Here is a 12,317-nt window from a genome sequence, read left to right on the forward strand (position 1 = left end):
TTCCAAAATTTCTCTCCGTTCCTTCTATTTAATAGTCTTTTATTAAGCAAGATCAGTAACCCAATTGCTACTTACTCCTAACCCGTCAGCCAGCTCGCCCACCAAAAATCTAAACGCCCTTGAACTGCTTTACAAAACTCATATCGTTGTTATAGAAATGACGGATGTCATCGATGCCATATTTAAGCATAGCAATCCGTTCAACACCCATACCAAATGCGAAGCCGCTATACTTAGCAGGATCATAGCCACCCATTTTCAGAACATTTGGATGCACCATGCCAGCGCCAAGGATTTCTAACCATCCGCTTTGCTTGCACAGTCTGCAGCCATCGCCGCCACATTTGAAGCAGCTTACATCCACTTCAACGCTTGGCTCGGTGAATGGGAAGAAGCTCGGACGAAGACGAATGTCTGTATTCGGGCCGAACATCTCTTGTACGAATTGCTGCAAGGTGCCTTTCAGATCACTCATCCGAATGTTGCTTCCAATAACTAAACCTTCAATTTGATGGAACTGGAAGGAATGCGTTGCATCGTCATCATCGCGGCGGAATACTTTACCCGGGCAAATGATTTTAACTGGAACTTCACCGTTCATAGCCTGCATAGTACGAATCTGTACCGGAGACGTTTGAGTACGCATAAGCAGGTCATCCGTTAAATAAAAGGAATCCTGCATATCGCGTGCCGGGTGATTTTTAGGTAGATTTAGGGCTTCAAAGTTATAATAATCGGTCTCCACTTCCGGACCTTCAGCCACACGGTAGCCCATACCAATGAAAATATCCTCAATTTCCTGAACCACTCTGCTAAGCGGGTGAACGCCCCCTTGCTGCATGCGGCGACCTGGCAATGTTACGTCTACTTTTTCAGCCTGTAGACGTTGCTGAGTCTCTTGCTGTTGAAAAGCCTCTTGCTTCGCTCCAATAATCTCCTCAATGGCACTACGCACCTGATTCGCTACTTGCCCGATAACCGGACGCTCCTCAGCACTAAGTCCTCCCATACCACGTAGAACTTCTGTAAGCTCGCCTTTTTTACCGAGATATTTCACTCTTAGGTCATTCAAAACCTGTGGATCCATAACCTCCTGCAACTTAGCCAGCGCCTCAACCTTCAATGCTTCCAACTTCTCTTTCATGGCCGTGTACAGCCCCCTTCAATCATTGTCTAGTTCAAGCTAAAACGCCTTCGGCGTCCTTTAAGGACGGTATGCGTTTATGCGAGAATTATAAGGAAAAAGTATAGCGTGAAGCTTATACTTTCTTATAATTCAACAAAAAAAGGCCTTTCCTCCCGGTAAGGGACGAAAAGACCGTGGTACCACCCTTGTTAGACAAGCTGATCTGTTCCCCTTAAGAGCTTCATTCCCTCTTTTGGCTGGACAGATACCTATCTCACTTTATACAGAAATAACGGTCTGTGACCGGTTTCCCCTACGCTTCCTTACAAGGCAATCTTAAGGAATTCAAGGAACTGCTCCGGAGTGAACTTCGACAGCTCTGTATCCTAGAAACGCTCTCAATCACCGGCGTCTCCTCCCTGTAAGTCAGGCACTGTGTACTCTTCTCCATCACTGCATTTCACAATTCAATCTAATTGTCAGGTATCTCTTTTATACAAGAGATATGTCTTTTTATTATATGCAAAATCTGTCGTTTTGACAAGTTCAAGCATAATTAGGGCAATTTTTATCTGGCTTTAAGCTGGCTTTAAGGTTCAGAGCCATTTAGGGGACTTTTTTTCAGCTAACGTTCAGCGGAGCTTGATAATTTCCATTATTAAGAAGGCATGGTTGTACTCAATCATAAATCACCTTCAAAATACAAGGACTTTCATACCGGGAGGGAATTACATGCATGCACGAAGAACAAAAGTAGCTGTGATCATACTTAGCGCAGCAGTTCTGAGTCAAGCTTCAGCGTATGGAGCATACGCGGCATCAACTACTACTTCATCCACCAAAACAGCAACTGCCACCACTGTATCCACTCTGGATAAACTCGGCTCGATAGCTTTAAAGAGTAACTTTAGTGTGAAGCTGACCGATGTTGGCTTTTTGACTCAGGATGGGGGCAATATTCTTACATACACCCTCAGCTATAACAATGGGAGCGGAAGCAGCATCAATCTTGTGGACTATTTCTCTAAAGTAACTACTGCCGGAGGAACCGTTATCCAAGGAAGCCCAGTAACCAGCAGTGCAACCATCAAATCTATCCCCTCCAAAAGCAGTCAATCCGTAACCTATTACGCAAACGTCGGTAAATCCACATCTTTAAATGGAGTGAAGATTTCAGTATTCGGTTGGGATTTCAGCAGTACTGATTATCAAAAAAAGCTGGGGACCTTCACCTTGCCTGTGGCTTTTTCACAAGCGGTCGCTAGAGGCCAAAGTAAAAAGATAACCTTGAATAATCAGCCCGTAACAACCAAAATGGAAAGTCTGCAAATTTACAAATATAACGGTAAGGTATACGCCAAAGTAGGTGTGAGCTTAACCAATCAAGGAACCAAAGTGCTAAGTGATCCTGGACTTAAGGGATACCTCGCATCTGCAGGAGGATCTGTATTTGAATTAACGCTTGATGATGCGAGCAGTAACTACAAAGTACAGCCACAGGAAAAAAAGACGATCTACTACATGACGGAAATTCCCTCTTATATGAAGACAGACAATATGACTCTGCAGTTTGCTGGAGAAGATACCTCATTAAAAATAGCTTTGCCCATCGTCACCTATAACCTTCCCGCTGCTACCACACCAGATTTTGTCGTAGCCAGCAATGTCATCAAGAAGCTTACGATCAACAATAATACTGTCGAGACGCAGTTAAAAAGCGCCAATGTCTATGCCGACAACGGCACCGCGAAGTGGACGCTGCAATTCCGAGTAAAAAATAGCGGCAACAAGGCGATTACTTTGCCTGCTTATGAGTTTACCGTTAAAGCCGCTGAAGGATATAGCTTTCCGTTGGACACGAAGGCTTTCGCAAACCTTACACTCAAACCCCTTGAAGAAAAAATAATTGAGCTCAGTGCAGAAGTTCCGCTAACGATAGCTCAAGGAACGCTACAGCTGCAAATGACTGAACCCGCTGTAGAGGGTAAGATCATTTTTCCTACAGCCTATTATCAGATTCCTTACACACTCCAAACTAACAATTGGCAGGATACAGAATACGCGGTGGAGAACAGTTACGGCACATTTGCTGTCAAGCTTGAGAACATCCAGCGGCTACCTTGGGCAGACAAAGATCAGCTTGTAGCTAAAATCAATATTCGCAACACGAAATCGACCTCTGTGCAGCTTCCTGCATTTACAAGTGTCATTAAAGCTGGTGAGAGTGATATTAGCAGCACTTCCCAAGTTGTCACAGAAAGCACGCAAACCATACTCGGGCCAAATGAATCCGCAGACGTTTATGTCGTAGCCAATGTTCCTTACACCTACCAGTTCAATCAATTAAAAATAACGCTGCAAGAAACCTCCGGCGAAAGCAAAATTAATTTTCTTTCTTTAAGTACAAATCAGTTGGACAGCCGTGTTCAGGAAGTTGCAGCACTAAGTTCCTTCCAAATTGACCTTGAAAGTAAAAAAGCAGAAGTGTTAGAGCGCCGGACAACGGTTTATCAGGGTTCGAGCTCCAACATCATGTACACAGAACTGGAAATGAACAGTGAGGAAACACGTAAATCGGAGCAGGCTCAACTCGTAGCTTATTACAAAACGCCTGACAATCAATATTACGAAGCCGAGGTCTACCAGTCTACAACTTCCACGAGCCCTAACGGAAAAAATCTGGTTACCGTCTGGACTAAGCTTCCACTTGGAGTAGATCCTTCTCAGCTTGTTCTTTATGTCGGTGAAGGGGTATCCGAAGGAAAACTTACGGCTCCTGGTGGGAAATCAACGGGATATATCAATACGGTGTCACTGGGACTAAATAATGTTGCGGTGGAGTCAAAAAGTAATCTTTTGGATGTAGAATTGTTCCCTTATACCCTATCCGTTACAAATGCAGTCGCCACCGTCACTGGTGGAAAAGATACGCTAAGCACTGTCCTAACCTACAACCTGTCGAGCAGCACGCTTTACGAATTGGGTACCTATGAGCACAAGCTTGTACTAGAGTTGATCGACCCCTTCGGACAAACGATGGAGAAGACTTTAACACTGGGCACAGATCTACCATTAGGGAACTTCAAGTCATACACCACAACATTCACAAGCAATCTTTACAAAACTCTAGGTGGCGGCGCTATCCGATTGAATGTATACGACGAATTCCAAGGTCATCGAAATTTGCTGGGAACTGGGACCTATGTTGTCACTTATCAGGCAGTGACAACGACTTCAAACAACAATTCCACTTCAAACACCGATTCTATTGCTAACAATCCATCCGACACTTAGTAAGTGCGCGAGGGTGGCCTAAGTTAAAAGAAAATTGATGATCTATGGAGGAAAGAAATGAAGAAGAAAAAAGTGTTGCTCTGGACCATCGGGGTAGTAGCTGTAGCAACAGCCGGATTGTTGGTGTATACATTTTTGCCTGATAAGAGCAGTCAGGCTGCTGAAGTGCCCGTTAATACAGCCACGGTTACGAAGGGCGATATCGTAGTAAATGTATCTGGAGCAGGCTCCGTCACGGCCACTGAAACAGGAAAAGTGAAAACGAAGGACGCTGGAACCGTAGCTGAGGTGCTTGTCAAAGAAGGCGACAATGTGAAAAAAGGTCAGACCTTAATTACCTTCGAAGGCAATGATTTGAGCGACAATCTCAAGCAGGAACAAACCTCTCTTACCTCGCTTGAAGAGGATCTTCAAGACAAGCAGGAGCAGTATAAGAAGCTTGCCGTGGCAGGTGCCTCCGAGGATGAATTAGCCAGTGCCAAACGTTCGATTGAAAAAGCGAAAACGGATATCGCTTCTCAAATCGAAAAAATTGCATCTGTACAAGAAGATATGATCCCTCCAGATCCCCTAACCGCCCCTATTGACGGAACTGTTACAGCGGTTAACATAGCCAGCGGTGAAAAAGCGATGGATGGCTCTGAACTCATCGATATCACCGATTATGCTAATTTAAGCGTCATAGTGCAGGTGGATGAGCTTGATATTCCTACAGTGAAAATAGGGATGCCTGCTACCATTTCATTGGATGCCCTGCCCGACACTGAATTCAAGGGGAGTGTTACTGAGATTGCCAAGGAAGGCACCGTCTCGAACGGAGTCTCCCTCTTCGATGTTACCGTTGGCTTAACCACCTCCGAAGGTGCCCTTGTAGGAATGTCGGCAGAAGTTTCAGTTACAACAGCTGAGAAAAAAGATGTGTTAACCGTGCCTATTGAAGCTGTTCAAGAAAGAAATGGCAAGTACACAGTTTCTCTCCCTTTAACAGCGGGTTCAACCGATTCCTCAAAAGCCTCTAGCGAGGGCCAAGCACCGATGCCTAGTGGGGCTCCTGATGCTCGCGATGGCGCTATGCCTAGTGGAGCGCCTGATGCTCGCGGCGGTACTATGCCTAACGGAGCAGCTGGCACAAGAAACCGTGGAAATAGTAATCAGCGAACAGTTTCCGTCGAAGTGGGCATCCATGATGAGAGCAGTATTGAAATTGTCAGTGGGCTTAATAAAGGAGACAAAGTGATCATCCCTACTGTCATCTCTACCAAAACAGGTACAACTAGTACTGAGATGCAAATGCAAGGTGGCATGGGAGGTATGGGTGGCGCCGGTTTCGGCGGTGGCGGCTTTAGTGGCGGTGGTGGCTTCAGTGGAGGTGGTGCTGGTGGCACGGGTGGAGCACCTGGTGGTGGCGGAGGTGGCAGTAGATGAGTGCTTTAACGCCACTGATCCAAGTCCAGAATATGACCCATGGCTATACTATGGCCGGAGAAACTATGACAGTTCTAAAAAATCTTTCCTTTACAATCGACTTCGGAGAGTTCGTCGCGATTATAGGTCCTTCCGGTTCTGGTAAATCAACACTAATGAACATGCTCGGATGTCTGGATGTATCGGATGAGGGAAGCTATCTTCTAGACGGACAAGAGGTTCGCAAGTTATCCGACAACAAGCTGGCAGTTATCCGGAATGAGAAGATCGGCTTTATCTTTCAAAACTTCAATCTCCTCCCCAAGTTGTCTGCTGTCGAGAATGTGGAGCTTCCGCTAATATACCGCGGCCTCTCACATCGAGAACGTAGAGAAACAGCGCAGCAAGCACTCCTTAAAGTTGGTTTGGAGAAGAGAATGCATCACCGACCTTCTGAGCTTTCAGGAGGACAGCAACAGCGTGTAGCGATTGCGCGAGCCATGGCTGGATCTCCCTCGATTCTACTTGCAGATGAACCTACCGGGGCGCTTGATACGCGAACTGGACAAGAGGTCATGCAGATGATACGAGAATTAAATGAGCAGGGTCACACAATCATCCTAATCACACATGACCTCGAAATTGCAAAGCAAGCGAAGCGGATCATTCGTATTCAGGATGGCAACCTCGTAGAAGATCGGAGGCATTAGAGGTGAAATTATTTCAAAGTATGCGGATGGCTCTAAAAAGTATTTACAGCAGTAAAGTAAGAGCTTTTTTAACGATGCTGGGTATTATTATTGGTGTATCATCCGTTATCATCCTCGTTTCTGTGGGGCAGGGAACTACTTCTCAGATTACGGAGCAGCTTAATGGACTCGGAACAAATCAACTGATGGTAAACATCACTGGCCGTGGGGCTACCACCTCCCTCACCTATGAAGAAGCTTTGGCACTTGGAGATATAGAGGGGATAGAAAATGTAGCTCCTGTGATCAGTGGCAACGTTACAGCCAAGCATAATACTGAGAATGTCAGCGTTACTGTTGAGGGCATTACACCTTCTTATGAGGACGTTAAGGATTTCCATGTACAGTCAGGACGTTTCCTGCTTGATATTGATACGGAGTACCGGCAGAAGGTAGCGCTAATCGGCACAGGTACGGCTGAGGATTTATTCGGTACAGATGATCCTGTAGGCCAAAAGGTACAGCTAAACGGGATCAGCTATAAAATTGTCGGTCTTTTGGAAGCGAAAGGCTCTAGTCTAAGTGGTTCCAACGATGATATCTTATTGATCCCTATAGCTACTGCAGAACGTCAGTTAAAAAGCAAAGGCGTACGTTCCATCACAATTGCGACGACTTCAGCAAACACTGTAGCTACCGTAAAAGATAAACTAGAGAGTACACTGGATGCTAAATTTAATTATGCGGATAATGCTTTTAATGTATTTGACTCTCAAGAGATGCTGGAAACTGTAAATTCTACGACAGCTACGCTTTCAATGGCACTTGCGGGAATTGCCGGCATTTCACTGTTTGTCGGGGGGATCGGCATTATGAATATCATGATCGTATCCGTCAATGAAAGAACAAGAGAAATTGGTATCCGCAAAGCAATCGGCGCCAAAAAACTCGATATTCTCTCTCAATTCATGATCGAATCCATTGTGCTTAGCGGATTGGGTGGGGTGGTCGGTGTTGGCATTGGAGCCGCAGGTAGTTGGTTACTAGGAAAGTACACTTCACTTACAGTATCCATTGCTTGGGATATGGTACTGATATCTTTTGTTTTCTCCTTGCTTATCGGCGTGATTTTCGGAATGATGCCTGCGAACAAAGCCGCACGGCTTCGCCCCATTCATGCACTACGTAACGAATAGTAACTTCAAGTCAGCTGCTACAGTCATTATTATGACTAGGCAGCTTTTTTAACATAACAGAACGCATAATTTTGGGGCTTAGCTGGGTATCATTTACGAAAGCGTTGGGTAATAGGATTTATGGATTTGAATATAGATAAGGCAATAGGCCCATACCAAAATCATTTAAATTTTTATTATTGATATTTATTTGAGGAAGCGATTGCTCTATAAGTAGGACGTCCTATATACTTGTTGTACTACAAACTGCGATTCACACACAATTTATCTTTCCCATGCCTCATTTCCCACTATGTTACAACACCTCTTTTTTTACATAATCACTCTCAACATCTTTGCCTGAAAATAAAACACGCCTGCCACAATATGGAAGTTCCGCAGGTTATAGGTTAGCAGCAATAAGATTTGTTAAACATCTTATGCGGGGAGAAGATGACCGTGGCTGGATTTTTCGATATCAAAGTAACACGCAAACTAATCTTTATTTTTGCTGCGATCTCCATTCTACTGGTTGGGATTAGTGTAGCTTCTTTACTCTATCTAAATCACACCATTAACAGAATGTCAGATTCTTTATATGAAGATGTATTTGAGAACTCTGAGCTCATACTGAGTGCTGATCGTGATCTGTATCAAGCCGCAATCGCTCTCCACTCCTCCATGAGCTCGAACCTCACTGACGCTGAACGTGATCAGTTCATTCAGGAATTTAAGGACAATAATCAACAAGCACAAGAACGGGTAGGCCTAGCAAGTTCAGACATCAAATCTATCAACAAACCTTACAGTGATTTGAAGCAGGCAAATATACTTACTGAATTAGAGAACGAGCTCCATGCCTTCGAAACATCCCTAATCCTTTGGAAGAGCACAGGAAGTACATTGATTGCTGAACGGATGCAGATCGGATGGGATCCTGCTTCATATCATCCTGTAAGTCTGAACATGCAGTTAAATGAAGTCAGAACTCATCTAGATCAATCAGAAGACCTGATAGACACCTACGCTTTACAAGTAACAGATGGGTTCCAAGATAAAAAGAGTGCACTCTTTGCGCTATACTCATTGGTCTTCTTTATTCTGCTTCTAGTTATTATTTATCTGGGTCGCAAAATCATTTGGCTCAAAAATGAAATGCTGGAGGAACAAACACTCTATCAGCTAATCGGCGAAACCATGTCTGACTTTATTATTTTGACTGATCCTAACGGGTTGATACTATATAGCTCCCCTTCACATTCAAGTATTCTCGGCTATGTTCCTAAAAAAGGTGACCCACTCTCCAACTACATTCGTGAACCGGAAATTGCTTGGGCTAAACTAAAGAGTGTCGTTCAAGGAACCCCTCGTATCTCAGAGCTACGAATGCGTGGAGCTGAAGGGCAATGGGTATGGCTGGAAACGAAGGTGTCGCCTGTTCGGGGAAGCAATAATTTCCCAGCACAATTTATGTTAGTGTCCCGTGAAATTACACAACGGAAGCAATACGAAGAACGATTACATAAGCTAGCCTTCTATGATCATTTAACCGCGATTCCCAACCGTGCTCATTTCAAAATGTACATGGAGAATCTCATCAACCAACCCGAGGAACGGAGAAAGAATATTGCACTCGCATTGCTGGATTGTGACAGATTCAAGCAGTTAAACGATACCTTAGGACATCTGGCTGGAGACGAATTTCTCCAACTGCTCTCTCGAGAGCTTTTGCAAACGGTTAAAGGTGTAGGCCAGGCGTTCCGGATTGGCGGTGATGAATTCGCGGTGGTACTGCACCGATTTACTTCTCCAGAAATGTTAGATGAAATGCTACAACGGTTGCTTAAGTTATTCAACAAATCTTGGTCTATTGACAATGGATCTAGCTTCCACACCTCCGCAAGTATTGGTGTAGCCCTATTTCCTGAGCATGGAAGCAGTATTAATGAACTTCTGCGTGCCGCAGATCTAGCGATGTACCTTTCCAAAGACCATGGAGGGAATGAAGCTAATCTCTACTACGAGCTTTTAGATATAGGTTTATCCAACCAGATCATCGGAAAAGCATAAGATCAACAAAAAGAGCTGTTCAGGGGTACAACTAACCCTGAACAGCTCTTTTTTATTTTTTAACTGGTTAACTGCAAATGATCATCTGAGATCCCATCATTCTCCTGATCACGATCTATAACCATGACCTTGATCAGCTCGTCATCCTTGGAACAATCTATGAAGCGATCGCCATCCCCATCCTTCTCTTCCCAGTCATTAAGTCGTAATATATACCCGATAGAATCTGTATCTGGCAACACCTCAATTCGTGCAACTGCACGCCCATCCTCCATATACCGAAAGTCGCATTGTCCATCCTGAATTCCTGTATCCCAAACCCAAAGATTCCAGCCTTGATATTTCCCATCTGGCCGCTCATAGTGTACTTCGATAATTTTGGACCGCGGTGCTGGCTCACCACATTCATCATAGAGCACCATCATCGACAAGCCTTCAATTTCCACCTCGCTACCTGCAACCTTTCGGAATGCTTCTGTCCCCGCTCGGGTATGATCCACCACCACGTTCCAACCGTTATTAGCTTCAGGAAGAGATAGCTTTACTCGATCATTATTGGCATTAAAGATGACTGTTATATTGTTCCAGAGGTCGCCTCCTGCATGATTTCTAAGCAGGTACGACACAATCCCCCCATCACAGCGCAGAAATTCCAGCGAACGCTCAATTTCTTGCCGACCATGTAGACGAAATGCCGGATGTGTACGCCGCAGTTCGATCAAGCCTTTATAATATTGAAATACAGGCTTAAACATACTCTTCATGTTCCAGCGGATCGCGTTAATCGTATCACCGCTACGGTAGCTATTATGATCTCCAAATTTACTGCGCAGTAGCTCATCACCGGCATGCAGGAATGGAATCCCTTGCGAGGTCAGGATGATTCCATTTGCAAGTAGGGATCGGCGCACGGTCTCATTGCTGAGAATATTCTCCTGATCTACATTCACATAAGGATTAGCCCGTGAAACGGCATCCTGAAATCCCCCTTGAACGGTAAGCACCTTATCCCATAAATTCAAATTGTCATGGGCCGTTACATAGTTCACCGATTCCACTGGGGAGTCTGTAAATTCGTGGATGGCTCCTTTGATTCCGGCTGCAATAGCCCCTTCTTTGCCGTATTCCCCTGTAATAAAGCCCCGTCCCCATCCATCACTATCACCTTTGATCGCCGAACGAAAGTTATCATTGAAGACAGCATATCCTTTCCCCCGCTGAACACCTTTTAGCGTCTTTGTTGCCAGTGGAGAATCTCCACCTGTCCAAGGTTCGCCATATAACAGCAGATTAGGATTCACCTCAAGTCGAAGTTCTTCCGTTATTTCACGCATGGTCACACTATCCATCAGACCCATAAGATCAAATCTGAAGCCATCAATATGATACTCCGTAGCCCAGTAGGACAACGAATCCTTAATATATTTGCGTACCATCGGACGCTCTGTAGCCAGCTCGTTACCAACTCCCGAGCCATTAGATAAACGTCCCAAGAAATCACGGCGATAGAAGTAATCTGGGACAAGCGGCTCGAAGGGGCCCTTCTCCACAGCGTACGTGTGGTTGTAAACCACATCCATAATCACTGAAATCCCACGACTATGCAAAGCCTGAACCATTTCTTTAAATTCCCGGATTCGTAGACCTGGATCGGTAGGATCAGTGCTATATGATCCTTCCGGTACATTATAGTGCTGAGGATCATATCCCCAATTGTAGTCGGTATGTTCAATGGACGAACCACGCTTTATTACACTTAACTCATCTACGGTCTGGAAATCAAACACGGGCATCAGATGTACATGGGTGATACCCAATTCAACCAGATGATCAATTCCTATTGCATTTCCTTCCGAATCTCTTAAGCCAAATTCGGTAAATGCTTTGAATTTGCCCTTATAGTACATGGCAGAGCTCTCATGTGAGGAGAAGTCACGCACATGCAGTTCGTAAATAACCGCATCTGCAGGATGCTGCAATGGAGGAGCAACGTCCTTCTCCCATTGCTCAGGATCGGTCCTGCGCAAATCAACGATTGCTGTTCTTAAACCATTTGCCGATACGGCTATTGCATAAGGATCTACTGCTTCCGTCACATTTCCATCAGCAAATACAGCACGGTACATATAATATTTCCCTTTTAAATCACCTGATAACTTAGTCTGCCAGACTCCGCCGTTCTGACGCTGCATATATATAATACGCCCACTATCTGTAGAGCTCGGATCAATTTCAATGTTACGTTGATTTCCATCTGTTTCGTACAAAACTAGAGATACAGCAAAAGCAGTAGGTGCCCAAACTTTAAATACACTGTACTCCACCGAGTACGTCAAGCCCAGGTCTTTACCTTCATAGACCTCTAACATTAATTCTGTATTTATAACATTTTTACTCATGAGTTAACACCATCCTATGGCTCCCTGGCTAACTTATAGGGATGCTTATAAGTCCAAATATTTCCAATTTAGATCGTATTAATACTTGCACAGCTCTGCAAGTCGGTAAAGGAGTATAAACTTTCTATGGATTCATACTATTATATGTAAGACATATTTA

The 12,317-nt window shown here is 44.5% G+C and carries 7 protein-coding genes and 1 other annotated feature; of the genes, 5 read left to right on the forward strand and 2 right to left on the reverse strand.

Translation table 11 applies throughout. From position 1 onward, the window contains the following. Positions 1 to 109 precede the first annotated feature (109 nt). Complete coding sequence (pheS, locus tag ACWNM1_RS05740; protein WP_042186167.1) at positions 110 to 1,144, reverse strand: phenylalanine--tRNA ligase subunit alpha; 1,035 nt, start codon at positions 1,142 to 1,144, stop codon at positions 110 to 112. 158 nt (positions 1,145 to 1,302) lie between these two features. Next, positions 1,303 to 1,589 (reverse strand) — a binding site (T-box leader). 269 nt (positions 1,590 to 1,858) lie between these two features. Between pheS and ACWNM1_RS05745 the strand changes: the two genes are divergently transcribed. The 5 genes from ACWNM1_RS05745 to ACWNM1_RS05765 all read left to right on the forward strand — a co-directional run bounded on the left by ACWNM1_RS05745 (position 1,859) and on the right by ACWNM1_RS05765 (position 9,758). After that, on the forward strand, positions 1,859 to 4,420 hold the full coding sequence (locus tag ACWNM1_RS05745; protein ID WP_449600243.1) for a hypothetical protein: 2,562 nt from the start codon (positions 1,859 to 1,861) through the stop codon (positions 4,418 to 4,420). Between the two features lie 57 nt (positions 4,421 to 4,477). Continuing rightward, on the forward strand, positions 4,478 to 5,845 hold the full coding sequence (locus ACWNM1_RS05750) for an efflux RND transporter periplasmic adaptor subunit (protein ID WP_449600244.1): 1,368 nt from the start codon (positions 4,478 to 4,480) through the stop codon (positions 5,843 to 5,845). Continuing rightward, the gene (locus ACWNM1_RS05755; protein WP_449600245.1) at positions 5,842 to 6,534 is read left to right on the forward strand and encodes an ABC transporter ATP-binding protein; all 693 of its coding nucleotides are present in this window, start codon (positions 5,842 to 5,844) and stop codon (positions 6,532 to 6,534) included. The genes ACWNM1_RS05750 and ACWNM1_RS05755 overlap by 4 nt, the downstream gene beginning before the upstream one ends. 2 nt (positions 6,535 to 6,536) lie before the next feature. Beyond that, positions 6,537 to 7,709: an ABC transporter permease gene (locus ACWNM1_RS05760; protein ID WP_449600246.1), complete on the forward strand. Its 1,173-nt coding sequence runs from the start codon at positions 6,537 to 6,539 to the stop codon at positions 7,707 to 7,709. 438 nt (positions 7,710 to 8,147) lie between these two features. Next, on the forward strand, positions 8,148 to 9,758 hold the full coding sequence (locus ACWNM1_RS05765; protein ID WP_449600247.1) for a diguanylate cyclase domain-containing protein: 1,611 nt from the start codon (positions 8,148 to 8,150) through the stop codon (positions 9,756 to 9,758). 59 nt (positions 9,759 to 9,817) lie between these two features. Here ACWNM1_RS05765 and pulA read toward each other — a convergent pair whose 3' ends face one another. Beyond that, positions 9,818 to 12,157 carry a type I pullulanase gene (gene pulA, locus ACWNM1_RS05770; RefSeq protein WP_449600248.1) on the reverse strand — a complete coding sequence of 780 codons (2,340 nt, stop codon included), beginning with the start codon at positions 12,155 to 12,157 and terminating at the stop codon, positions 9,818 to 9,820. Positions 12,158 to 12,317: the final 160 nt, after the last annotated feature.

This window comes from Paenibacillus sp. Marseille-Q9583, from assembly GCF_976954365.1.